Here is a 21046-nt window from a genome sequence, read left to right as displayed (position 1 = left end):
CGCGGCAAGCCTTGCCGATGGCCCGGCTCGACGCCGGAAAAGGGGATCTGAAGCGTAATGAGTCCGGGTCGGCGCACGCCGTCGAAAGCCGCCAAGCGCGCCCTCCTGGCCGGGGCCGCCCTCGCGGCGCTTTGGGCGCAAGCCCTGCCTGCGCTGGCCCAGCCGGCGGCGCCGGCCCAGGCCGCCGCGCCGTCGCCCGACGGCCTCGCGCCGGGCGAGCTCTACATGGAGGCCGACCGCATCGTCCGCGACGACGAGCGCAAGGTCACCACCGCCGAGGGCAACGTCGAGATCCGCTACGAGGGCCGCACCCTGCGCGCCGACCGGCTGGTCTACGAGGAGAGCGACCAGGCCGGCCAGGGAATCATCCGCGCCCGCGGCAACGTCCAGGTCATCAACGACGACGGCACGACCGAATTCGCCGACGAGTTCGTCCTCGACGAGGACATGCGCGCCGGCGTGGCGCTGGGCTTCTCGGCCCGGCTGCAGGAGAACATCAAGATCGCCGCCGCCAGCGCGGCCCGGCGCAACGAGAACGTCCAGGAGCTGAACCGGGCGATCTACACGCCCTGCGAGATCTGCACCGCCGAGGGCGCGCCCAAGACGCCGACCTGGTCGATCGCCGCCGAACGGGTGGTGCAGGACAAGCAGCGCCGCATCGTCGTCTACCGCAACGCCCGCATGCGCGTGTTCGGGGCGACGGTCATGTACCTGCCGGTGTTCTGGCACGCCGACCCGCAGTCGCCGCGCAACTCGGGCTTCCTGGTGCCGCACGTGTCGATGTCCGACCGGCGCGGCCTGTCCTACGAGCAGCCCTACTACTGGGCCATCAGCCCCTACTCCGATCTCACGCTGAGCCCGCAGATCAACACCAGCGTGAATCCGTTCCTCAACGGCCGTTACCGCAAGCGCTTCTACACCGGCGAGGTCGACCTGCGCTTCGGCTACACCTACGAACAGGACTTCGACGGCCGCGGCGACCGGTTCGGCGAGACCACCCACCGCAGCTACATCCTCGGCCGCGGCAGCTTCCGGGCCAACGAGAAGTGGCGCTGGGGCTTCACTGCCGAGCGGGCCTCCGACGACCTGATCTTCGACAAGTACGAGATCGGCGACGCCTTCGAATCGCGCGGTCCCTACGTGGCCGACGACCGGCGGCTGATCTCCCAGGCCTACGCCATCCGGCAGGACGAGCGGTCCTACGCCTCGATCGCGGCCATGAGCATCCAGGGCCTGCGGCGGGGCGGCGTCGAGGGCGCGAGCTTCGACGACGACAACGACCGCACCTTCCCCCTGATCGCGCCGCTGGTGGAAACCCACTACGAGCCGGTGCAGACCATCGGCGGCGGCCGCCTGCGCTTCCACGGCAGCGCGGTGACCCTCACCCGCGACCAGTCGCCGGTGGACACCGCCGCCCGCCTCCCCGGCCTCGACAGCACGCGGGTGACCGGCGAGGTCGACTGGCAGCGCACCTTCACCTCGGCCGCCGGCCTGCGGGTGGAGCCCTTCGTGAACCTGCGCGTCGACGCCTACCGGCTCTCCGACGTCCTTACCGGAGTCGGCTCGCAGACCACCTCGCGCGACACCTCCCGCGGGCTCGCCACCGCGGGCGCGACGGTGTCCTACCCGGTGTACCGGCGCTTCAAGGACTCCACCGTCGTGCTGGAGCCGATCGTCCAGGCCGCCATCTCGCCGGACGCCAAGCAGATCGTCGTCGGTCGGGAGACCAACGGCGACCCGATCTACCTCAACGAGGACAGTGTCGCGTTCGAGTTCGACGAGACCACCCTCTTCCGGGCCAACAAGTTCCCCGGCTTCGACCTCTACGAGGACGGCGCGCGGCTGAACGTCGCGGGCCGGGCCTCCGTGCTGTGGGACGACGGCCGCCGCGCGAACCTGCTGCTCGGCCGCAGCTTCCGCACCGAGGAGAACAACGTCTTCCGCGAGCGCTCCGGCCTGCGGAAGAAGGCCTCGGACTGGATCGTCGCCGCCGACGCCCAGCCGGTGCGCGGGGTCTCGCTGTTCACCCGGGCGCGGCTCGACAGCGACAGCCTCGACATCCACCGCCTCGAGGCAGGCGCCAACGTCAACCGCCGCTGGGGCTCGGGCTTCGTCCGCTACCTCACCGACGACTTCGACATCAACCAGGAGCGCCGGGAGAACCTCGACCTCGGCGGCGAGCTCTATGTCCGCAAGAACTGGGGGGTCAGCTTCTACGGCAGCCGCGACCTCAACCAGGACGCCTGGGTGATCCGCGACATGGGCGTCTTCTACCGCGACGACTGCCTGCGGGTGGACGTGGTCTACCGGCGCGAGGACACCGTCATCGGACGGCTCGGCCCGAGCGACTCCGTCAACGTGCGCCTAACGCTCGCCACATTGGGCGGACCACTTTATGGCAGGTAAGATCACGCGCCGCGGACCGGGGTTCGAACGGCGGCGCCACCAAGGAATGACTTCGTCCATGATGCATCTGCGTTACGTCTCGGGCCAGGCGGCGCGTGGCGCGGCGGCCGTCGCCGCCCTGCTGGCGGCCGTGCAGCCGCTGACGGCCCAGGCCCAGTCCCAGGGGCTGCGCGGCCCGATGGGCGGCCGCGAGGCGCAGGCCCAGCCGCAAGCCCCGGCCGCGCCGGCCGCGCCGGCGGCGCCGGCCCAGCCGCAGGGCCCCCGCGCGCTGTCCGAATCGGTGGCGGCGGTGGTGAACGACGAGATCATCTCCACCTACGACCTCGGCCAGCGGATGCGGCTGCTGATCGCCACCTCCGGCGTGCAGCCCACCGAGCAGACCCTGCCGCAGTTCCAGCGCGAGGCGCTGGTCTCCCTCGTCGACGAGCGCCTGCAGCTCCAGGAGCTCCGCCGCCAGGAGCGCGAGCAGAAGATCGACATCGTCGTCTCCGACGAGGAGGTGAACGAGGAAGTCGCCGCCATGGCCCAGCAGAACAACATGCGGGCCGAGCAATTCCTCTCCGCCCTGCGCGCCCAGGGCATCGGCTCCGACACCCTGTTCCAGCAGATCCGCGCCCAGATGAGCTGGCAGCGCTGGATCCGCGGCCGCTACGGCTCGCGCCTGCGCATCGGCGACGACCAGGTCACCGCCACCCTGCAGCGCCTGCAGGCCGCGGCCTCGAAGCCGCAGTACCAGGTCTCGGAAGTCTTCATCGACGCCAACCGCGTGGGCGGCATGGAGACCGCCGTCCAGGGCGCCCAGCAGCTCATCGCCCAGATGCAGCAGGGCGCGCCCTTCCCCGCCGTGGCCCGCCAGTTCTCCGCCTCGGCCACCGCCGCGGCGGGCGGCGACGCCGGCTGGATCAGCCCCGGCGAGATGCCGTCGGAGGTGGACGCCGCTCTCGAGCAGCTCCGCCCCGGCCAGCTCTCCGCCCCGATCCCGGTGCGCGACGGCGTCTACATCATCTACCTGCGCGACAAGCGCTCGGGCGGGGCGGCGACCATGGTCAACCTGAAGCAGGCGGCGGTGCCGCTGACCCAGGGCGCCTCGGCGGGCGATGAAGCCGCGGCGCGGGTGAAGCTGGAGGCCGTCCGCGCCGCCGCCACCGGCTGCGGCGACATCGAGGCCGCCGCCGGCCGCACCCAGGGCGTGATCGCCGGCGACCTGGGCGAGGCCGAGATCGCCGACCTGGCGCCGGCCTTCCGCCAGGCGGCCGAGACCCTGCAGGTCGGCCAGGTCTCCGAGCCGATCCGCACCTCCGCCGGGCTGCACATCCTGGCCGTCTGCGGCAAGCGGGCGGCGGGCGAGGCCCAGCTCAACCGCGACCAGATCGAGAACCGGCTCTACGGCCAGCAGCTTTCCATGATCGCGCGGCGTTACATGCGGGACCTCCGCAACTCGGCGACCATCGAGACCAGGTGAAGACAGGACCGCTCGCGCTCACTCTCGGCGACCCGGCCGGCGTCGGTCCGGAGATCGTCGCCAAGGCGTGGGCGGAGCTGCGCGGGGCGGGGCCGGCCTTCGTGGCCGTCGGCGACGCCCAGGCGCTGGCCTCCGCGCCCGGCGCGGCGGCCGGCCTTGTGCGCCGGGTGACCACCCCGGACGAGGCGCTCAGGATCTTCCCCGACGCCCTGCCCGTGCTCGACCTGCCCCTCCGGGCGCCCGTGGTGGCCGGCCAGCCCTCCGCCGCGGCCGCGCCCGCCATCATCCAGTGGATCGAGACGGCCGTGGGCCTCGCGTTGCGCGGCGACGTCTCGGGCGTGGTCACGGCGCCCATCGCCAAGGCGCCGCTCTACGAGGCGGGCTTCAAGTTCCCCGGCCACACCGAGTTCCTCGGCGAACTCACACAGGCGACCAGCTACGACGGCGCGCGCGGCCCGATCATGATGCTCACCGCCGCCGACCTGCGGGTGACCCTGGTGACGGTGCACGATCCGATCGCCCGGGTGCCGTCGCTGCTCAGCGTGGAGCGGATCGTCAACGCCGGCCTCGTCACCGCCCAGGCGCTGCGCCGTGACTTCGGCATCCGCGAGCCCCGGCTGGCGGTGGCCGGCCTCAACCCGCACGCGGGCGAAGGCGGCGGCATCGGCCGCGAGGAGATCGAGGTGGTCGAGCCGGCCGTCCGGGCGCTGCGCGACCTCGGCGTCGACGCCGCCGGCCCCTACCCGGCCGACACCCTGTTCCCAGAGCCGATGCGGGCGCTCTACGACGCCGCGCTCTGCCTCTACCACGACCAGGCTCTGATCCCGGTGAAGATGCTCGACTTCTGGGGCGGGGTGAACGTCACCCTCGGGCTGCCGATCGTGCGCACCTCGCCCGACCACGGCACCGCCTTCGACATCGCCGGCCGCGGCGTGGCGCGCCCCGACAGCCTGATCGCCGCCATCCGGCTGGCGGAGCAGATCGCGCGCACCCGAGCCGCCTGACATGATGCTGGACGACCTGCCGCCGCTGCGCGAGGTGCTCGCCGAGCACGGGCTGATGGCCAAGAAGTCGTTCGGCCAGCATTTCCTCCTCGACCTCAACATCACCCGCAAGATCGCCCGCCTGGCCCAGGTGGGCGACGGTGACACCGTCATCGAGGTGGGTCCCGGTCCCGGCGGCCTGACGCGCGCCCTGCTGGAGACCGGCGCGCGGGTCATCGTCGTGGAGAAGGACGAGCGCTTCCGGCCGCTTCTGGACGAGCTGGCCGCCCTCGCCCCCAACCTCACCCTCGTGCTTGGCGACGCCCTGGCGGTGGACGAGAAGGCCCTTGCCGGCGGACCGGCCCACCTGGTCTCCAACCTGCCCTACAACGTCGGCACGCCGCTTCTCATCAAGTGGCTGACCGGCCCCTGGACCCCGGCCTCCCTCACCCTGATGTTCCAGAAGGAGGTGGCCGACCGGATCGTCGCGCGGCCCGACTCCTCGGCTTACGGCCGGCTGGCGGTGATCGCCCAGGCCACGTGCCAGGCCCAGCTCGTCATGGACGTTCCGGCCCGCGCCTTCACCCCGCCACCGAAGGTCGATTCGGCCGTGGTCCGGCTGACGCCCCGTGCCGACCGCCCGGCCCCGCCCCGCCTCGACGCGCTGCAGAAGCTCACCGCCGCCGCCTTCGGGCAGCGGCGCAAGATGCTCCGGGCGAGCCTCAAGGCCCTGGGCGGCGAGGAGCTGATCTTGGCGGCCGGCCTCGACCCGCAGGTCCGCGCCGAGGTGGTGGACGTGGACGGCTTCCTGCGGCTCGCCGACGCCTGGCTGGCGCGGCGCTAGCCTAGTCTTCCTCGCGCGGCGTCCGCTCGCGGCCGGGGGGATCCCAAGCCGGCGGGTCGCTGGCCGGGAAGGACTCTTCGCCGGCCTCTTCCACGATGTCGATGTCGTCGTCGGGGCGTTCGCTCATGAGGACCTCCGGACGGCAGCCTACGCCGTTGCCGAACGGGCCTCCAGGCGCTCCTATGCGGCCCCGCTCCGACGCTGAGGATTCCGCATGTGGACCCTTCTGGGCGTGGCCGTGGTGATCCTCGGCTTCGCCCTACGATTCAACCCGCTGCTGGTGGTGGTCGTGGCCGCCCTGGTCACCGGCTACGCGGCGGGGCTCGGTCCCGTCGAGGTGCTCGCGGCCTTCGGCAAGGCGTTCAACGAGAACCGCTACGTGTCCGCCGCCCTGCTGATCTATCCGCTGGTGGGCCTGGTGGAGCGCGCCGGCATCCAGGAGCGCGCGCGCACCCTGATCGGCCGCTTCCGCGGGGCCTCGGTGGGGCCGTTCCTGATCGGCTACCTGGCCTTCCGGCAGCTCACCTCGGCGCTCGGCCTGACCTCGATCGCCGGCCACGCGCAGAGCGTCCGCCCGATGGTCGCGCCCATGGCCGAGGGCGCGGTGGAGGCGAGGCTGGGGGAGGTCCCCGACGCCACCCGCGAGGCGGTGCGCGCCCAGGCGGCGGCCACCGACAACATCGGCCTTTTCTTCGGCGAGGACATCTTCATCGCCATCGGCTCGATCCTGCTGATGGTGGGCTTCCTCGCCACCAATGGGATCACCATGGATCCCATCCACCTCTCGCTGTGGGCGATCCCGACCGCCATCGTCGCCTTCGCCATCCACGCGTTGCGGCTGTTCCTGTTCGACCGGAAGCTCCGGCGGGAGCACGCCCGGTGATCAAGCTCGGCGCCGTCTACCTGCTGGCGGGGCTTGTCTTCGCCGCCTTCTCCATCTTCAGCGCCACGGACCGCAACAACCCCAAGCGGTTCGGCAACGCCGCCTTCTGGGGCCTGGTCGCGCTGAGCTTCCTGGCCGGCGACCGGCTGGGCGACCTCGGAAACGGCGTGCTGGTGCTCGGCTTGGCGCTGATCGCCGGCTTCGGCTGGCTCGGCCGGGGCCAGCCCGCCACCACCTCGCCGGAGGAGCGCCGCGCGCTCGCCGAGCGGTTCGGCGAGAAGCTGTTCGTCCCGGCGCTCACCCTGCCCCTGGTGGTGGTGATCGGCGTCCTCCTCCTGAAGCCGATCACCCTCGCCGGCCAGCCGCTGCTCGATCCGAAGCAGGTCACCCTCCTCTCCCTGGCGCTGGCGGCGATCGTCGCGGTGGGCGTTGGCCTCGTGCTGCTGCGCCAGCCGCTGGTTAGCCCGCTGCAGGAGGGACGGCGCCTGATGGACACGGTGGGCTGGGCCGCCCTGCTCCCGCAGATGCTGGCCGCGCTGGGCGCCGTCTTCGCCCTGGCCGGCGTCGGCCAGGTGATCGGCGAGCTGGTCACCGCCTGGATCCCCATGGACACCCGCCTCGCCGCGGTCGCCGTCTACTGCCTGGGCATGGCCGGGTTCACCATCGTGATGGGCAACGCGTTCGCCGCCTTCCCGGTGATGACCGCCGGCGTCGGCCTGCCGATCCTGATCCGCCAGTTCGGCGGAGACCCGGCCGTGGTCTGCGCGATCGGCATGCTCTCGGGCTTCTGCGGTACGCTGATGACCCCGCTGGCCGCCAACTTCAATCTCGTCCCCCCGGCGCTCCTGGAGCTGCCGGACCGCTACGCCGTGATCAAGGCGCAGATCCCCACCGCCCTTCCCCTGCTCCTCGCCAACATGGTGCTGATGTATGTCCTCGCCTTCTGAGCGGCTGAACGCCGAGCAGGCCTCGCTCTTCGCCAGGCTCGCCCTCGGCCACGTGACCCGCGAGTACCCCAACAAGATGGATCACGTGCTGGAGGGGCCGCAGGACGTGCGCGGTCCGCGCGACCTGCACCCGATCTTCTACGGCAGCTTCGACTGGCACTCCTGCGTTCACGGCTACTGGACGCTGGCCACCGTGCTCCGCCGCTTTCCCGCGATCCCGGAGGCCGCCGAGATCCGCGCTCTGTTCGACGAAGCCTTCACCGACGGCAAGGTCGCCGCCGAAACGGCCTATCTGGCGCGCCCCTCCGCGCGCGGGTTCGAGCGGCCGTACGGCTGGGGCTGGCTGCTGAAGCTGCAGGCCGAGCTCCTGGCTCACGACGCGCCCTGGGCCGCGACCCTCACCCCGCTCGCCTGCGCCTTCGCCGACCGTTTCCGCGCCTTCCTGCCGAAGGCCGCCTACCCGATCCGCACCGGCGTCCATTCCTCGACGGCCTTCGCGCTCGCCCTGGCCAGCGACTACGCCCGGGCGGCCGGCGACACGGAGCTGCTCGAGCTGTTCGCCGCCACGGCCCGCGGCTGGTACCTGGCCGACGCCGACGCCCAGGCCTGGGAGCCGTCCAGCGACGACTTCCTGTCGCCGACGCTGGTGGAGGCCGAATGCCTGCGCCGGGTGCTGCCGCGCGACGAGTTCGATCCCTGGCTCGCGGAGTTCCTGCCGCACGCGGCGCGAAGGCGTCCCGCCAGCCTGTTCGCGCCCGCCGTGGTCTCCGACCGCACGGATGGCAAGATCGTCCACCTGGACGGGCTGAATCTCTCGCGGGCCTGGTGCTGGCGCGAGCTCGCCCCGCATCTGCCGGAAGCAGCCCGGCCCGCCGCCATGGCGGCGGCGTCCGAGCATCTGGCGGCCAGCCTGCCGCACGTGGCCGGCGACTACATGGGCGAGCACTGGCTCGCGTCCTTCGCCCTCCTGGCGCTCACCGCCGGCGAGGACGGCTGAGGCCGCTTCAGGCCCCGGGCGGCTTCGCGCCGGCCAGCAGCTCCAGAGCGGGGTCGGTGAGCGCCCAGCGGCTGGCGCAGGCCGCCCCCCGCCGCGGCTCGCCCTCCCAGCCCAGGAAGTTCAGCCAGCCCCGCTCCCCCAGCGCGAAACAGCGGCGGTCCCGCTCGAACCCCAGCTCGACCCGGGCTCCATCCTCGTACAGCACGTTCACCACTTGGCCCGCCGGCAGGGCCTGGAGAAGAAGGTCCCGGCTCGCCGGCGAGAGGCGTTCGACATCCATTGCCGATCTCCCCCTAGATGCGTCGCCCCGAAGGTCACGCTGAGTCCTTCAGGTTGCAAAGCCTCGAGTGTGCAGCCCTGTGGATATGGCTCCCCATTTTGGGGACGAATGGCGCGTAGCTGTGCACGCCGCCCAGATTCCGCCGCGGACTCAGGGGCGTCCGGCCCAGCGGGATGAACGCGAGTTAATTGGGGTGCGGTCGATTCCTGTGGTTCGTTCCGGCGGGGAGCGTAACCATGGCCTTCGCCCTAGACCGGCTCGACATCCAGATCCTCTCGGCCCTGCAGGAGAACAACCAGGCCACGGCCCAGGAGCTCGCCGAGCGCGTGCCGCTGTCGCCTTCCGCCATCCTGCGGCGGATCCGGCAGTACCGTGAGGACGGCGTGATCGCCGCCGACGTCTCGGTCCTGGCGCCGGCCACCGTCGCCGACCGGCTTTCGGTGCTGATCATGGTGCAGCTCGAGCGCCACTCGCCGGCCGACGTGGCCGCCTTCCGCCAGCATCTCTGCCGATCGCCCCATGTACAGGTCTGCGTCGAGATCTCCGGCGTCTACGACATCTCCTGCATCGGCATCTTCCGCGGCATGGAGGAGTTCAACGCCTTCACCGACAGCGAGATCGCCGGCCATCCGGCGGTGCGCCGCTACGAGGCGAGCTTCATCAAGAAGCGGGTGAAGTTCACCACCGCCGTCCCGCTCTGAGCGGCCTCAGCTCGCCCGGCCGGCGTCGAGATGGCGGCGGATGAACTCGGCGGCCAGCAGGATCGACTGCTTGGCCTTGGCCGTGTGCATCCGCTCCCAGACGTGGGTCTCGTCGGTCCACAGGCGCACCGTCAGATCGCCGCCCACCTCCCGGACCTTGTCGGCCAGCCGCACGGCGTCGTCGTAGAGTATGTCGCCGCGGCTCGCATGGATCAGCATCGGCGGGAAGCCCTCGAACGAGCCGAACAGCGGCGAGGCCACCGGGTCGGTGGCCGAGCGGCCGTCCAGGTAGAACCGGGCCACCAGCGCCAGGCTCTCCATGGTGTAGGGGGTGGTGCCCATCAGCGAGGCGGCGGTCACCGACCAGCTCTGCAGCGACAGGTCCACCCAGGGCGAAAGCAGGACGACGCCGTTCGGCAGCGGCAGGCCCGCCGCGCGCGCCTGCTGCAGGGCCGAGAGCAGCACCGCCGTGCCGGCCGATTCGGCCAGCGCCACCACCGGCTCGCCGGGCCAGGTCTCGTGGAACCACCGCCAGGCCTCGACGATGTCGTCCACCGCCGCCGGACACGGATGCTCCGGGGCCAGGCGATAGCTCGGCGCGAACACCCGCGCCTCCGCCGAGGCGGCGAAGCGCGCCACGAGCTGGGTGATCCGCGGGCTCCGCTCGGCGACGAACGAGCCGCCATGGACGTAGAAGACGAAGCCGCGCGGCGCCTTCTTGCGCGGTGCGAACCACTCGGCCGGCGCCGGCGGCGACGCGAGGCCCGGCCCGGGCCCGGCCTGCCGAACCGCCTCGGCCTCCATCATCGGCAGGATCGGCGCGTCGAAGCGCTCGTGCATCCGCCGCTGGCGCTCCACATAGGCCAGGAAGGCCTCCGGCCCCTGCTCGTGGGCGCGGACCGCCGCGCGCATGGAGGCGGTGACCATGCGCTGCATCGCCTTGTTCGCCACCCGGCGCATCAGCGACTTGAGCGCGCCCGTATCGGGACCGTCCATCTGGCGGATTTCGACACGGCCAGCCGCCAACTGGCCAAAACTCGACGCGACGCTCATGCTAACCCCGACTCCTACGGAGCGTGACCATGAGCGACGAAGACGCTTTCGACCAGCGTTTGCTGAAGCGCGCGGAGACCTATGCGCGGCTGTACCCCAGCATCGTGCCGCGCCTGAAGGGCGCCTACGATTCCGGCAATCCGCTGGTCCGCCAGGTCGCCCGCGCCCTCGGCGTCGCCCTGGACCGGCAGATCGGCGCCCGCGAGGTCTACCTCCGGGACAAGCATAGCCTGAGCCCGCAGGAGACCCGCGTGGTCCTGCACCTCGTGGACGGCGGCACGGTGCAGACCTGCGCCGGGGTGATGGAGATCGCCGAAAGCACCGTGCGCAGCCACCTGAAGTCGATCTTCGGCAAGACCGGCGTCCGCCGCCAGGCGCACCTGCCGCGGCTGCTGCAGCCCGGGGCGGCGGCGCGCGACTGATCCCCCGCTCGCCGCGAGCCCCTCCCCCGAATGGGGGAAGCGCCGCCCTGACGCCGTTCCTAGGCTGGGACGGACAGTCAGGGGACGGAGATTCGCATGGGCGGTTTCGCAGCCCACGGCCAGGTGGAGGCGGCGCCTCCGGCGGCGCAGCCATGAGCCGCCGGCTCGACCAGCGCACGGCGCCGGCGCTGGCCCGGCTCGCCCTGGCGGCGGTGATTCTGCTGATGGCGGCCCTGCTGGTCGCCCGCGCCTAGGCCGCGTCCTCGTCCAGCCGGCGCATCACCAGGCGCTTGCCGAGCCAGAGCTGCGCCTCGCCCCGCGGCAGCGGCAGGGTCATGAACTTGGCCTTCGCGGCCGCATCGTCGGCGCAGTTCAGGGTGGCGCCGACCACCAGGCTTCCCTTCTCGTTCAGAACCTGGACCTTGTACGCCGCCAAAGGACTCGCCCCCTACCCAGACGGCGGCAGGCTAGTCGATGAGGCCCCGAGTCCTTTGTAAGCCAGCCGACAGAACTCCGGCCGAAGCCGCTATTTCTTCTCCAGCAGGATCTGCCCTTCCTTCTGCAGCCGGCCCTTCAGCTTGTTGGCCACGAGCGCCAGCAGGTTCGGCAGCAGCACCTCCAGCCGCACGGAGGTGTCCTGCACGTCGATGGCGCCTGAGATCGCCTGGCCCATGGCCTGCAGCGAGAAGCTCAGGCGGTCGCCATCCCAGCTCTTCGTGAAGGCGCCGGCGGCGGCCCCCATCTGGCTGGAGAAGCGCGCGAAGCCCTCCTCGATCCGCCGGCGCGCCTCGGCGCGGCCAAGCTCGTGAGGGATGTTGACGGTGATCGCCTTGCTCATGCCCGTTCAAACGCACAGGCCACGCTCGGGGGTTCCGCCCGCGCCCGTTCGCCCCTAGGTTCGCCGCCGGAGGGAGGCCGGCTTGACGGAAGACCGCACGCTTTTCGGAGATGGGCGATACCCGGACGCGGGGCCGTTCGCAGTGCTCGCGCGCCTGTCGCTGATCGGGGCGGCGCTGGCGATCGTGATCGCGAAGTTCCTGCCGTCGGAGCTGGTGCCGGACTTCGTCCGCTCGCCCAACCTGCAGCACTTCGCGGCCTTCTACGTGCTCGCGCTCTGCGCGCTGGCGGCCCTGCCGCGGGTGCGGCTGCGCAACGTGGCCTTCGGCGTCGGCCTGTTCGCCACCGCGCTCGAGGCGCTGCACCTCCTGGCCGGGGCGCCGCTGGAGCCGCTGGTGGACAACTGGGTCGCCGACCTGGGCGGCCTCGCGGCGGCGATCGCGCCCGTGATCGTCGAGCGCTTCCGCCGCCGGTTTCCGCCGCGGGCTAGATGAAGGTCCAGCCGCGGTCCCGCTCGCGGACCCGCAGGTTGTTCTGCACGTGGCGGACGCCGTCGATGTCGGCGATGTCCTCGATGCGGCGCTTGTCCTCCTTGCGGCGCACGGTGCCGTTCAGCGTCACCTCGCCGTCCTCGACGATCACCTCCACGTCGCGCAGGTCCAGGCGGCGCTCGTCTTCCAGGCGCTCGACGATCACCGCCCAGAGCACCCGGTCCGAGGGCCCGCGCCGGCGCGAGCGGTGCTCGTCGTCGCGCCCGCGGCCGCCGAACAGACCGCCGGCCCGGCCGCGCCAGGAGCGGCCGTCGCCGCGCTCGTCCTCGTAGCGCTCGCCGGGATGGTCACGGCGCTCGTCGGCCACGTCCGTCCGGCGGTCCGCGCCGCGCTCGTCGCCCGCGAAGCGGCGGTAGCCGGTCCCGCGCTCGGGATCGTACCCGAAGTCGGTGGAGTAGTCGGCCTGGCCGTAGTCGTCCCGCCGGAAGGTCGCCTCCTCGGCCGAGCGATAGCCGGCCCGGCGGCGCGGGTCGTAGCCGTAGTCGGTGGAGTAGTCCGCCTGGCCGAAATCGTCGCGGTCGCGCATCCGGTCGTGGCGCTCCCGGCGCCCTTCGTCACGATCCCGCCATTCGTCGCGCGGCATGGTCGTCTCCTCCTGCAGGGTAGGTCCGCGCCTGAAACCTGCGCCATTGGCTTCGGTTCCCGCCGGCGTGACGCCCTGCCCGACTCCTGAGACACCAGCACCCGTGCAGAAGCCCGCGGCGCCACCGGACCTTGCCCCCCTCCCGCGGGACCATCCGCTGGAGGACGAGCTCGCCCAGGCCCTGCCCGACCGGCGGACGACGCTCGGGGTGCTCCTGCGGCGCTGGGCGCTCAGGCTGATCCCCCTCGTCCTGCTGGGCGCCGCCGTCTACGTGCTCTGGCGCGACTACCACCACCTGAGCCCCGGCGAGATCGCCGCCGAGATCCGCCGCTGGGGATCGGCCGACATCGCCGCGGCCCTGGTCCTCTCGGCCCTGAGCTTCCTCCTGATGGGCGTGGTCGAGAAGGTCGGGCTCACATGGATGGGCGCGCGCCTGCCCTGGGGCCCGACCTTGTCGACCGCCTTCATCGCCAACGCCATCGCCCACGCCCTGGGCGCCAACCTGCTGGTCTCCGGCGCCGTGCGGGCGCGGCTGTACGACCGCTACGGCGTGAGCCTCACCCAGGTGGCCGGCGCCACGCTCTTCCAGGGCTTCTCGTTCGCGGTGGGCATCTCCACCCTGGCCGGCGCCGGGCTGCTGCTGGCGAGCCCCCAGGCGCTGGCCGCCAGCGCCATCGCCACGCCCGTGGCGCGCACCGCCGGCATGGTCCTGCTGTCCGGCGTGGCGGCCTACCTCCTGGCCTGCGCCTTCCACCGCCGGCCGCTGCACGCCTTCGGCCGGACCCTCGTCCTGCCTTCCCCCGGCAAGGCCCTGATCCAGCTCTCGGTGGGCGCCGCCGACAACGCCACGGCCTGTGCGATCATCTGGATCCTGCTGCCGCCTGACACGGTGGACTACCTGGCCTTCGTCGGCGCCTACGCCATCGCCTGCGTGGCGGGCCTGATCTCCACCGTGCCGGCCGGCGCCGGGGTGTTCGAGGGCTCCCTGTCGGCCCTGCTGCCCAAGGCGCCGCCGGCCGCCCTGGCCGCCGCGTTTCTGGGCTACCGCCTGGCCTACTTCCTGCTGCCGCTGCTGGTGGCCGTGCTGGCGCTCGCCGGGCTGACCTTGCGTCGGCCGCGGGCCGGCGAAGGGCGGCCGTAGGAACTCTGCTCCTTCACATTTGTTGTCCTGGCGACTGGGGCGGCTCCACGACCGCGGGAGGCGGCGGATGGACCTCAACACGGCCAGCGTGGCGGCGCTGACGAAGCTCGTCGGCCTCGAGAGCGCCTACGACCTGATCCTCTGGCGGCCTTATCTGAGCTGGGAGGAAGTCGCCTGCGTGCCGGGCTTCGACGAGGCGCGCATCGCCGAGCTCCAGGCGGCCGGGGCGCACATCCGCCTGCCCGGCGACCCGCGCACCCTGCGGGACGAAGCCGCCCGCCGTCTCTAGCTGTCGCAGAGCCCCCGCACGCGGTCGGCCAGTTCCAGCGCGTCGAAGGGCTTGGGGAACATCAGGGCGTCGGCGACGCCCTGGCGCGCCAGGTGCGCGGCATGGCCGGTGATGTAGACCACCTTGATGTCGGCGTTCAGCTCGCGGGCCCGGCGGGCCACCTCGAAGCCATTGGCGCCGGGGCCGAGGTTCACGTCGGTAACCAGGGCCGCGAAGCTCCGCGCCTCGCCTTCCAACGCCGCGAAGGCCGCACGGTCGTCCCGCGCCACCTTTACCTCCAGGCCGGCTTCGCTGAGCGCCTCCTCGACCAGCTCGGCCACGAAAGGCTCGTCCTCCACGAGGAGAATGCTGGTCATCACGCCCGCTCCTACGCCCGCCGCACGGCCTCGCCCGCGCGCTCCCGCAAAATGACGAGACCCCGTCGCTCGCTGCCGGGCGACGGGGTCTTGCTGCGGCCGTCCGGCTCGGGGGGAGCGCCTGCCGCTGCTGGTCGGGAAACCGCCGCTCCCCGGCGATGGTTCCCTAGAGCCAGCGCGATTGCTTGAATTTGGCGTAGAGGCCCAGGCAGACGACCGCGATCGCCGCGAGCACCGCATAGTAGCCGTAGCGGGCGTGCAGTTCGGGCATGTTGTCGAAGTTCATGCCGTAGATCCCGGCGATGGCGGTGGGCACCGCCAGGATCGCCGCCCAGGCCGCGAGCTTGCGGGTGATCGCCCCCTGCCGCTGCTGCTCGAGCAGGCCCGCCACCTCGAACACCGACGACAGCACCTCGCGCAGGCCCTCCACCCGCAGCGACACCCTGCGGACGTGGTCCAGCACGTCGCGGAAGTAGGGCCGCACCTCCGGGTCGATGCAGGGCGTCTCCAGGTGCTCCAGGCGGCTCGCCATCTCCTCCATGGGCCCCAGGATCCGCCGGAAGCGCATCAGCTCCCGGCGGAGCTGGAAGATGCGCATGATCTCGGGTCGCGACAGGAAGGCGTCGAGGGTCTGGCGCTCCATGGCCAGCACCTCCTCCTCGATCTCGTCGACGATCGGCACATAGCCATCCACCACGAAGTCCAGGATGGCGTGCAGGATGTAGTCGCCGCCGTGGGCCAGCAGCCGCGGCGCGGCCTCCAACTGGGCCCGAAGGTCGGTATGGGCGCGGGCCGAGCCGTGCCGCACGGTGATGATGTGCTGCGGCCCGAGGAAGATGTGGGTCTCGCCGTAGGTGATCTCCCGCTCCGCGACCTGGGCGGTCTTGGCGACCACGAACAGCTCGCCGTCGTAGACCTCGGCCTTGGGGAGCTGGTGCGCCTTGAGCGCGTCCTCGATGGCGAGCGGGTGCAGGCCGAACCGCTCCCCGAGGATGCGCAGCTCGTCGGCCTTGGGTTCGTAGAGCCCGATCCAGGCGAACTCCTCCGGCGCCAGCGCCAGGCTCGGTCCGTCGTCCAGCGACAGCGCGCGGACCCGGATCCCGTGGCGGTACGCATAGGCGGCGACGACGCTCATGCTCGCGCTCTAGCAGCCGCCGGTACGGCGATCCACCGCGTCAGGCGGCGAGTTCGCGCGGCGCCTGGCGCTCCATCGAGGCGGCCAGCTCGCGCCAGCACTCGGCGAGGTCGAGATAGCGGCGCCGGTTCGCCCCGGTCACCTGCTGGGCGTCGGCTTCGAATTCGGCCGCCCGGCGGCGGCAGGTCTGGGCGTCGTGCATGTCGCCAGAACTCCAAGGCCGAGCTTCGGTTGCGTGCGAGCGGCGCCGACCCATTTCAGGCCGCCCGGCGGTTGTGAAGACTCGCGCCGGAGGCGAACAACGGGGTTCGGTTTCCTCCGAAGGGTGGCCGAGCGGTAAGCGGGCCAGAGCCGTAGACATCGCCCGCAGCCGGCTACGTCCCCCCGGACAGGGAGCCGGCCGCCGCCGGGGAGCGATATCCCCGGCCTCCGGGCCTCGCCGCTTGTCCCCGCCCCGCGAACCCGGCTACGCCTCGCACGAGAGTGGAGGTGTGCATGCGGTTTTCCAGACGCGAATTTGGCCTTTCCCTGCTGGGCGCAAGCGCCCTCGCCGGCCTGCCCGGCCTCGTGGCGGCGCAGGGCGGCTCCGACGCCGACCGGCGGCTGACCGCCTTCCTCGACGCGCAGTTCGAGGAAGAGGTCCAGATGGACCCGCAGTGGCTCACGCGCCTCGGCCGAAAGGCGCGCTATGCCGAGCTCACCGACCGCAGCGACGCCGCCGCGGAGCGGCTGGTGGCCTGGCGCCGTCAGAGCGTGGCCAAGATGAAGGCGCAGTTCGCGGGCGCGAAGCTCAGCGACGAGGCGCGCACCTCGTACGACATGTGGGCCCTGGAGCTGGCGCGGGCCGAGACCGAGCTCCGCTGGCGCCGCAACGAGTACATCTTCGTCCGCGGCGGGCCCCAGAGCTCGCTGCCGAATTTCCTGATCAACGAGCACGCCGTCGACGACGTATCCGACATGGAGGCCTATACGGCGCGGACGCGCGCCATAGGCCCGGCCCTGGACGTCGCGCTCGGCCGCGCCACCCGCGCCGCCGCCGAGGGCGTCCGCCCGCCGCGGTTCGCCTTCGACCAGGCGCTTGAGGACGTGCGCCGCCTGACCACCGGCGCCCCGTTCGGCGCCGGACCGGACTCGGCGCTCTTCGCCGACGCCCGCCAGAAGATCGCCGCCCTGCAGAAGGCGGGCAAGGTGGACCAGGCCGGCGCCGAGCGCCTGCTGGCCGTCCAGGCCCAGGCCATGACCGGCGGCATGAAGCCGGCCTACGAGCGCGTCGCCGCCTGGCTGACCACAGAGCGCGAGAAAACCACGCCGGAGCCGCAGGGTGTGCACGCCCTGCCGAACGGCCGCGCCTACTACGACGCCTTACTGCGCCTGCAGACCACCACCGGCATGACCGCCGACCAGATCCACGACCTCGGCCTCGCCGAGGTGAAGCGGATCCGCGGCGAGATGGAGCAGCTCAAGGCGCGCATCGGCTTCACGGGATCGCTCGAGGACTTCTTCGTCTTCATGCGGACGGACAAGCGCTTCTTCCTGCCCAACACGGACGCCGGCCGGGCGGAGTACCTGAAGGCCGCCGACGACTACCTCTCGGCGATCCACGCCCGACTGCCCGAGCAGTTCGGCCGGCTGCCGAAGGCGCCGCTGATCGTGAAGCGGGTGGAGGCCTTCCGCGAGGAGGCCGGCGGCGCGGCCCACTACAACTCCGGCGCCCCGGACGGCTCGCGTCCCGGGACCTTCTACGTCCACCTCTCCGACATGGGCGGCGCGCCCACCTTCGAGCTGGAGGGCACCGCCTACCATGAGGGCTGGCCCGGGCATCACATGCAGATCTCGCTGGCCCAGGAGATGACCGGTCAGCCCAAGTTCCGCGGCCAGTACGGCTACGGCGCCTACATTGAGGGCTGGGGCCTCTACTCCGAGCTGCTGGCGAAGGAGATGGGCTTCTACAAGGACCCGTACAGCGACTTCGGCCGGCTGGGCCGCGAGATCTGGCGCGCCATCCGCCTGGTGGTCGACACCGGCCTGCACGCCAAGGGCTGGAGCGAGGCCCAGGCGCTGGAGTTCTACACCGCCAACTCCCCGCAGCCGGCGTCGAAGATCCGCTCCGAGGTCCGCCGTTACCTGGTGAACCCCGGCCAGGCCACCTCCTACAAGGTCGGCATGGTCAAGATCCTCGAGCTGCGCGCCCGCGCCCGTCAGGCGCTCGGCGACCGCTACGACCAGAAGGGCTTCCACGAGGCCGTGCTGGGGGCAGGCTCCCTGCCCCTCGACATCCTCGAGGCGCGGGTCGACCGCTGGATCGCGAGCCGGAAGGCCTGACGAGAGCCCGAGAGCCCTCCTCCCGGACCGAGGAGGGCCGGGTGTGACCGCTGAGGTGCGCGGGGCCGTCTACGAGGGTCCCGGCCCTCGGTGCTGGCGCGCCGCTCGTGGGAGGGGTAGACTGGGTCATCATCGGCCAGGCAGATCCAGGCGCCGATGGCAGAGAGACCTGCGTGCTCCCGCCTGCGAAGGGAGAGCCGCGATGTCTCAAGACCTGGAATACGATCAACGAAGGACAGCTCAGCAGGCCGACGCCGCAGCCATGAGGCTCGCGCGTCGCAACGTGGTGGAACGCGCTCGTCAGCAAGTGTTCCCCAAGGCGCCCCGGGCAGCCAACGACGAGGAATCCAACCCTGCCTGACGGCGCGGGACGGGTGGGCCATGCAGACCTTCTACTTCCATGTTCAGTACGGCGAGCACTCGGTGGATCGGGAGGGGACGGAATTGCCGAGCCTCCAGGCGGCCCAACGAGCTGCAGTCGAACTCCTCGGCCGCATGTTGATCGATGAGGGTGATGCCTTCTGGAGCAAGCCGAACATCACGGTGACGGTCGAAGACGCGCGCGGCCTGGTGCTCTGGAGCATCGAGACGCTGGGCTTGGCGTCGCCGGCGGTCGAGAAGTTCGCCTAGGCGGCGCAGCGCCGCCTCCCCGGCACAGGCTCTGACCTCCCGCTGTCGGTGCGGGTCGTTCGCCGCGCGACGCAGGGCGCCCGGGCGGGCGGCAGGACTTCAGCGGGCCGCCTTGCGCATGGCCTCCACGTCGGCGACGGTCACCGGCTCGGGATAGCTGTTGCCGAAGTGGGTCCGCAGGTAGCCGATCAGCGCCGCCTCCTGGGCCGGCGTCAGGCTGCCCTTGAAGCCGGGCATCGCCGCCTTGCCGTTCTCGATGATGAACATGGCGTACTGCGGGCTGCCCAGCCGGGGATTGGCAGCGAGCGCGGGGAAGGCCGCCGCGCCCACGGCCCCCTTGGCGTCGGCCATGTGGCAGGCCTGGCAATAGACCTTGTAGACCTCGGCTCCGGTCTTCGGGACCGGCGGCTTGCTGCCGCCCGGACCCGGCTCGTCGGCCAGGGCCGGCAGGGCGGAGAGGATCAGGGCGGCGGCGATCAGTCGGGTCCGCATCTCAGGCCTCCAGGGCGCGCTTGTGCAGGCGAGTGATGGCGTCGAGCGCCGAGAGCAGCGAGCCCTCCATCCAGCACCCGACGTAGGAGGCGTGCTCGCCGGCGAGCACGATGCGGTCCTCCAGCGCCACGAGCTCCTGGTAGTGGTCGCGGCGGGTCTCCTCGTTCCAGCGGGCGCAGCAGCCCAGCGCCCAGGGCACCCGGCTCCAGGCCACGGAGGCGCCGTTCAGGAACTCCTTGCGGTAGCTGTCCGGGTGGAACACCGAACCCTCCTGCAGGGCGACCTCGATCCGCTCCTGCGGCGTCATCCCCGACAGGTGGTAGCCGCCGGCCCCGTAGGCGAAGGCGCCGAGCAGCACGGCCGGGCCGTTCTGGAAGAAGTTGTTGTTCGGGTAGGAGACCAGGCCGATCTGCTGGTTGGTGAAGGAGTGGCCGCCGTAGATGTCGTAGTCCTCCTCCCAGAACCGCCGCCGCATCTCCAGTCCGACCTTGACCGAGGCCGAGTACGGCACCGCCTGGATGGCGGCGTTCTTCTTCTCGGAGAGGTTGTTGTCGATCTGGCTGAGCACCGTCAGCGGGATGGTGCAGACGCAGAAGTCCGCCTTGGCTTCGGTGACCCCGCCGTTCTGGGTGTCGGCGTAGGTGACGGTCACCCCCGACCTGTCCTGGCGCAGCTTCGTCACCTTGGCGTTGTAGCTGATCAGGTGGCCCACCTGGCGGGCGAAGCCCTCCCCGATCTTGCCCATGCCGCCTACCGGCTGGAACATGGTGGTCTGGAACTCGTCGTTCATGAAGAACGCCATCTGGGCCCAGACGCCCGACTTCAGCACCTCGTCGAACGGGAACAGGTCCGACGGCTTCGGGGCCCCGCCGACGCCGCCGCCCGGCGGCAGCGCCCAGCCGCGGTGGCTGGAGGAGCGCTCGCCCTTCACGTAGCGCATGTTCTCGTCGAGCATGCCCCAGCCGCGCAGCGCCTCCTTCAGCCGGTCCATGTCCTCGGGCGTCATCCGGGCGTCGAGCGCCTTCTGGTCGACGGCCTTGCCGAGCAGCTCGGCCACGCCGCCCTCGAAGTCGGCCGCCAGCGAACGGAACCGCTGCGGCGCCCCGCCGAACGCCTCCGTGGTGTGGATGTAGGCGTTGTGGTTGAACTGGATGAACGGCTCCAGCGCGACGCCGAAAGCCTTGCAGTAGTGCAGCAGGGTGCGGTGATGGTGCGGGATCCGCCAGGGTCCCGGGTTCAGGTAGTTGCCCTTGGCGAAGCGGACGTTCTGGGTCGCCCCGCCCATCTCGGTGTAGGTGTCGCCGCCGTAGAGCGACCAGTTCCGGCCGCCCGCGCGGCCCTGGTATTCCAGGATGCGGACCTTGTAGCCCGCCTTCTCGAGCTCGTGGGCGGCCAGCATGCCGGCGAGCCCCGCCCCCAGCACGATCACCGAGGCGCCCTTGCGGGCGCCGGCCAGCTTCGGCGGTCCGTCGAACCGAGTCTCGGCCGCGTGGCCGAAGGTGGTCATCAACTGGTAGATCGCCGCCGACCCGCCGATCAGGCCGACCGCCCGCATGAGCTGACGCCGCGTCGGCGTCTGTCCGTCCGCACCCATTCCCCGAAGAGCCCCCGCTTCGCTGGTGAACTTCGGGAAGGCTATCCGGCCGGTTCGGCCTCACCTAACGATGCGGCCGCAAGCGGCTGGTTTTCCTGCGGCTTGTCTGCATTCCGGCCTGTCGCTGACCAGCGGATG

26 protein-coding genes are annotated in these 21046 nt (G+C 71.6%); 15 read left to right on the top strand and 11 right to left on the bottom strand.

Annotated features, from left to right (window positions below; genetic code table 11):
* The first annotated feature begins 57 nt into the window (after nt 1–57).
* Genes ACE3Q8_RS02550 through rsmA form a run of 4 tightly spaced genes read left to right on the top strand, consistent with a single transcriptional unit; the run spans nt 58 to nt 5695 of the window.
* Nucleotides 58–2406: an LPS-assembly protein LptD gene (locus ACE3Q8_RS02550; protein ID WP_374468606.1), complete on the top strand. Its 2349-nt coding sequence runs from the start codon at nt 58–60 to the stop codon at nt 2404–2406.
* Between the two features lie 58 nt (nt 2407–2464).
* The gene (locus tag ACE3Q8_RS02545; protein ID WP_374468605.1) at nt 2465–3868 is read left to right on the top strand and encodes a peptidylprolyl isomerase; all 1404 of its coding nucleotides are present in this window, start codon (nt 2465–2467) and stop codon (nt 3866–3868) included.
* Entirely contained in the window at nt 3865–4872 is a 1008-nt protein-coding gene (pdxA, locus tag ACE3Q8_RS02540; RefSeq protein ID WP_374468603.1) for a 4-hydroxythreonine-4-phosphate dehydrogenase PdxA, read from the top strand. Before ACE3Q8_RS02545 ends, pdxA begins: the two co-directional genes overlap by 4 nt.
* A gap of 1 nt (nt 4873) precedes the next feature.
* Nucleotides 4874–5695: a 16S rRNA (adenine(1518)-N(6)/adenine(1519)-N(6))-dimethyltransferase RsmA gene (rsmA, locus tag ACE3Q8_RS02535; RefSeq protein WP_374468601.1), complete on the top strand. Its 822-nt coding sequence runs from the start codon at nt 4874–4876 to the stop codon at nt 5693–5695.
* Between the two features lies 1 nt (nt 5696).
* Here rsmA and ACE3Q8_RS02530 read toward each other — a convergent pair whose 3' ends face one another.
* Nucleotides 5697–5822, bottom strand: a complete 126-nt coding sequence (locus ACE3Q8_RS02530) for a hypothetical protein (RefSeq protein ID WP_374468599.1) — start codon at nt 5820–5822, stop codon at nt 5697–5699.
* An 87-nt stretch (nt 5823–5909) separates the two neighbouring features.
* On the opposite strand from ACE3Q8_RS02530, the gene ACE3Q8_RS02525 reads away from it, so the two are divergent.
* From ACE3Q8_RS02525 to ACE3Q8_RS02515, 3 genes are read left to right on the top strand one after another with little or no spacing between them, the layout of a single operon-like run.
* Entirely contained in the window at nt 5910–6578 is a 669-nt protein-coding gene (locus tag ACE3Q8_RS02525) for a DUF969 domain-containing protein (protein ID WP_374468597.1), read from the top strand.
* Nucleotides 6575–7525, top strand: a complete 951-nt coding sequence (locus ACE3Q8_RS02520) for a DUF979 domain-containing protein (RefSeq protein ID WP_374468595.1) — start codon at nt 6575–6577, stop codon at nt 7523–7525. The genes ACE3Q8_RS02525 and ACE3Q8_RS02520 overlap by 4 nt, the downstream gene beginning before the upstream one ends.
* Nucleotides 7509–8522 carry a DUF2891 domain-containing protein gene (locus ACE3Q8_RS02515; RefSeq protein ID WP_374468593.1) on the top strand — a complete coding sequence of 338 codons (1014 nt, stop codon included), beginning with the start codon at nt 7509–7511 and terminating at the stop codon, nt 8520–8522. The genes ACE3Q8_RS02520 and ACE3Q8_RS02515 overlap by 17 nt, the downstream gene beginning before the upstream one ends.
* A 7-nt stretch (nt 8523–8529) precedes the next feature.
* On the opposite strand, the gene ACE3Q8_RS02510 is transcribed toward ACE3Q8_RS02515, so the two are convergent.
* Nucleotides 8530–8802 carry a hypothetical protein gene (locus tag ACE3Q8_RS02510; RefSeq protein ID WP_374468591.1) on the bottom strand — a complete coding sequence of 91 codons (273 nt, stop codon included), beginning with the start codon at nt 8800–8802 and terminating at the stop codon, nt 8530–8532.
* 236 nt (nt 8803–9038) lie between these two features.
* Between ACE3Q8_RS02510 and ACE3Q8_RS02505 the strand changes: the two genes are divergently transcribed.
* Complete coding sequence (locus tag ACE3Q8_RS02505; protein WP_374468589.1) at nt 9039–9503, top strand: Lrp/AsnC family transcriptional regulator; 465 nt, start codon at nt 9039–9041, stop codon at nt 9501–9503.
* A 6-nt stretch (nt 9504–9509) separates the two neighbouring features.
* Here ACE3Q8_RS02505 and ACE3Q8_RS02500 read toward each other — a convergent pair whose 3' ends face one another.
* The gene (locus ACE3Q8_RS02500) at nt 9510–10556 is read right to left on the bottom strand and encodes an alpha/beta hydrolase (RefSeq protein WP_374468587.1); all 1047 of its coding nucleotides are present in this window, start codon (nt 10554–10556) and stop codon (nt 9510–9512) included.
* 29 nt (nt 10557–10585) lie between these two features.
* Here ACE3Q8_RS02500 and ACE3Q8_RS02495 point away from each other — a divergent pair, with 29 nt between their 5' ends.
* Nucleotides 10586–10978 (top strand): helix-turn-helix transcriptional regulator, encoded by a 393-nt coding sequence (locus tag ACE3Q8_RS02495; RefSeq protein ID WP_374468586.1) that lies wholly within the window; start codon nt 10586–10588, stop codon nt 10976–10978.
* A 250-nt stretch (nt 10979–11228) separates the two neighbouring features.
* Here ACE3Q8_RS02495 and ACE3Q8_RS02490 read toward each other — a convergent pair whose 3' ends face one another.
* Nucleotides 11229–11414, bottom strand: a complete 186-nt coding sequence (locus ACE3Q8_RS02490; RefSeq protein WP_374468584.1) for a hypothetical protein — start codon at nt 11412–11414, stop codon at nt 11229–11231.
* A gap of 90 nt (nt 11415–11504) precedes the next feature.
* Nucleotides 11505–11816, bottom strand: a complete 312-nt coding sequence (locus tag ACE3Q8_RS02485) for a polyhydroxyalkanoic acid system family protein (protein WP_374468582.1) — start codon at nt 11814–11816, stop codon at nt 11505–11507.
* Nucleotides 11817–11898: 82 nt separating this feature from the next.
* On the opposite strand from ACE3Q8_RS02485, the gene ACE3Q8_RS02480 reads away from it, so the two are divergent.
* Entirely contained in the window at nt 11899–12309 is a 411-nt protein-coding gene (locus ACE3Q8_RS02480; RefSeq protein ID WP_374468580.1) for a hypothetical protein, read from the top strand.
* Here ACE3Q8_RS02480 and ACE3Q8_RS02475 read toward each other — a convergent pair.
* Nucleotides 12302–12949, bottom strand: a complete 648-nt coding sequence (locus ACE3Q8_RS02475) for a BON domain-containing protein (RefSeq protein ID WP_374468578.1) — start codon at nt 12947–12949, stop codon at nt 12302–12304. The two genes, ACE3Q8_RS02480 and ACE3Q8_RS02475, sit on opposite strands and share 8 nt — an antisense overlap.
* 103 nt (nt 12950–13052) lie before the next feature.
* Between ACE3Q8_RS02475 and ACE3Q8_RS02470 the strand changes: the two genes are divergently transcribed.
* Complete coding sequence (locus ACE3Q8_RS02470) at nt 13053–14090, top strand: YbhN family protein (RefSeq protein ID WP_374468576.1); 1038 nt, start codon at nt 13053–13055, stop codon at nt 14088–14090.
* Nucleotides 14091–14157: 67 nt separating this feature from the next.
* A complete protein-coding gene (locus ACE3Q8_RS02465; protein WP_374468574.1) occupies nt 14158–14379 on the top strand; it encodes a hypothetical protein in 222 nt (73 codons plus the stop codon).
* Here ACE3Q8_RS02465 and ACE3Q8_RS02460 read toward each other — a convergent pair.
* The 3 genes from ACE3Q8_RS02460 to ACE3Q8_RS02450 form a co-directional block, all read right to left on the bottom strand.
* Nucleotides 14376–14735, bottom strand: coding sequence for a response regulator (locus tag ACE3Q8_RS02460; protein WP_374468572.1), 360 nt, complete (start codon nt 14733–14735; stop codon nt 14376–14378). The genes ACE3Q8_RS02465 and ACE3Q8_RS02460 overlap by 4 nt on opposite strands.
* A 166-nt stretch (nt 14736–14901) precedes the next feature.
* Nucleotides 14902–15870, bottom strand: coding sequence for a magnesium/cobalt transporter CorA (corA, locus tag ACE3Q8_RS02455; protein ID WP_374468570.1), 969 nt, complete (start codon nt 15868–15870; stop codon nt 14902–14904).
* 40 nt (nt 15871–15910) lie between these two features.
* Nucleotides 15911–16072, bottom strand: coding sequence for a hypothetical protein (locus ACE3Q8_RS02450; RefSeq protein ID WP_374468568.1), 162 nt, complete (start codon nt 16070–16072; stop codon nt 15911–15913).
* Between the two features lie 293 nt (nt 16073–16365).
* Between ACE3Q8_RS02450 and ACE3Q8_RS02445 the strand changes: the two genes are divergently transcribed.
* The 3 genes from ACE3Q8_RS02445 to ACE3Q8_RS02435 all read left to right on the top strand — a co-directional run bounded on the left by ACE3Q8_RS02445 (nt 16366) and on the right by ACE3Q8_RS02435 (nt 18822).
* Nucleotides 16366–18192 (top strand): DUF885 family protein, encoded by a 1827-nt coding sequence (locus tag ACE3Q8_RS02445; protein WP_374468566.1) that lies wholly within the window; start codon nt 16366–16368, stop codon nt 18190–18192.
* A 202-nt stretch (nt 18193–18394) separates the two neighbouring features.
* Nucleotides 18395–18553, top strand: a complete 159-nt coding sequence (locus ACE3Q8_RS02440; RefSeq protein ID WP_374468564.1) for a hypothetical protein — start codon at nt 18395–18397, stop codon at nt 18551–18553.
* Between the two features lie 20 nt (nt 18554–18573).
* A complete protein-coding gene (locus ACE3Q8_RS02435; protein WP_374468562.1) occupies nt 18574–18822 on the top strand; it encodes a hypothetical protein in 249 nt (82 codons plus the stop codon).
* Between the two features lie 99 nt (nt 18823–18921).
* On the opposite strand, the gene ACE3Q8_RS02430 is transcribed toward ACE3Q8_RS02435, so the two are convergent.
* Both ACE3Q8_RS02430 and ACE3Q8_RS02425 read right to left on the bottom strand, forming a co-directional pair.
* Complete coding sequence (locus ACE3Q8_RS02430) at nt 18922–19314, bottom strand: cytochrome c (protein ID WP_374468561.1); 393 nt, start codon at nt 19312–19314, stop codon at nt 18922–18924.
* A 1-nt stretch (nt 19315) separates the two neighbouring features.
* Nucleotides 19316–20869, bottom strand: coding sequence for a flavin monoamine oxidase family protein (locus tag ACE3Q8_RS02425; RefSeq protein ID WP_374468559.1), 1554 nt, complete (start codon nt 20867–20869; stop codon nt 19316–19318).
* Nucleotides 20870–21046: the final 177 nt, after the last annotated feature.

It is taken from the genome of Phenylobacterium sp. (assembly GCF_041913825.1).
Lineage (GTDB): Bacteria > Pseudomonadota > Alphaproteobacteria > Caulobacterales > Caulobacteraceae > Phenylobacterium.
Note: the sequence above shows the minus strand (reverse complement) of the source record. Positions and strands in the feature narration are given on the sequence as shown.

Excerpts from the sequence above, each read along its gene's own strand:
- ACE3Q8_RS02550 (WP_374468606.1), top strand. The coding sequence starts at position 58 with ATGAGTCCGGGTCGGCGCACGCCGTCGAAAGCCGCCAAGCGCGCCCTC.
- ACE3Q8_RS02545 (WP_374468605.1), top strand. The coding sequence starts at position 2,465 with ATGATGCATCTGCGTTACGTCTCGGGCCAGGCGGCGCGTGGCGCGGCG.
- rsmA (WP_374468601.1), top strand. The coding sequence starts at position 4,874 with ATGATGCTGGACGACCTGCCGCCGCTGCGCGAGGTGCTCGCCGAGCAC.
- ACE3Q8_RS02530 (WP_374468599.1), bottom strand. The coding sequence starts at position 5,822 with ATGAGCGAACGCCCCGACGACGACATCGACATCGTGGAAGAGGCCGGC.
- ACE3Q8_RS02525 (WP_374468597.1), top strand. The coding sequence starts at position 5,910 with ATGTGGACCCTTCTGGGCGTGGCCGTGGTGATCCTCGGCTTCGCCCTA.
- ACE3Q8_RS02515 (WP_374468593.1), top strand. The coding sequence starts at position 7,509 with ATGTCCTCGCCTTCTGAGCGGCTGAACGCCGAGCAGGCCTCGCTCTTC.
- ACE3Q8_RS02510 (WP_374468591.1), bottom strand. The coding sequence starts at position 8,802 with ATGGATGTCGAACGCCTCTCGCCGGCGAGCCGGGACCTTCTTCTCCAG.
- ACE3Q8_RS02505 (WP_374468589.1), top strand. The coding sequence starts at position 9,039 with ATGGCCTTCGCCCTAGACCGGCTCGACATCCAGATCCTCTCGGCCCTG.
- ACE3Q8_RS02500 (WP_374468587.1), bottom strand. The coding sequence starts at position 10,556 with ATGAGCGTCGCGTCGAGTTTTGGCCAGTTGGCGGCTGGCCGTGTCGAA.
- ACE3Q8_RS02495 (WP_374468586.1), top strand. The coding sequence starts at position 10,586 with ATGAGCGACGAAGACGCTTTCGACCAGCGTTTGCTGAAGCGCGCGGAG.
- ACE3Q8_RS02485 (WP_374468582.1), bottom strand. The coding sequence starts at position 11,816 with ATGAGCAAGGCGATCACCGTCAACATCCCTCACGAGCTTGGCCGCGCC.
- ACE3Q8_RS02475 (WP_374468578.1), bottom strand. The coding sequence starts at position 12,949 with ATGCCGCGCGACGAATGGCGGGATCGTGACGAAGGGCGCCGGGAGCGC.
- ACE3Q8_RS02465 (WP_374468574.1), top strand. The coding sequence starts at position 14,158 with ATGGACCTCAACACGGCCAGCGTGGCGGCGCTGACGAAGCTCGTCGGC.
- ACE3Q8_RS02460 (WP_374468572.1), bottom strand. The coding sequence starts at position 14,735 with ATGACCAGCATTCTCCTCGTGGAGGACGAGCCTTTCGTGGCCGAGCTG.
- corA (WP_374468570.1), bottom strand. The coding sequence starts at position 15,870 with ATGAGCGTCGTCGCCGCCTATGCGTACCGCCACGGGATCCGGGTCCGC.
- ACE3Q8_RS02450 (WP_374468568.1), bottom strand. The coding sequence starts at position 16,072 with ATGCACGACGCCCAGACCTGCCGCCGCCGGGCGGCCGAATTCGAAGCC.
- ACE3Q8_RS02445 (WP_374468566.1), top strand. The coding sequence starts at position 16,366 with ATGCGGTTTTCCAGACGCGAATTTGGCCTTTCCCTGCTGGGCGCAAGC.
- ACE3Q8_RS02440 (WP_374468564.1), top strand. The coding sequence starts at position 18,395 with ATGTCTCAAGACCTGGAATACGATCAACGAAGGACAGCTCAGCAGGCC.
- ACE3Q8_RS02435 (WP_374468562.1), top strand. The coding sequence starts at position 18,574 with ATGCAGACCTTCTACTTCCATGTTCAGTACGGCGAGCACTCGGTGGAT.
- ACE3Q8_RS02430 (WP_374468561.1), bottom strand. The coding sequence starts at position 19,314 with ATGCGGACCCGACTGATCGCCGCCGCCCTGATCCTCTCCGCCCTGCCG.
- ACE3Q8_RS02425 (WP_374468559.1), bottom strand. The coding sequence starts at position 20,869 with ATGCGGGCGGTCGGCCTGATCGGCGGGTCGGCGGCGATCTACCAGTTG.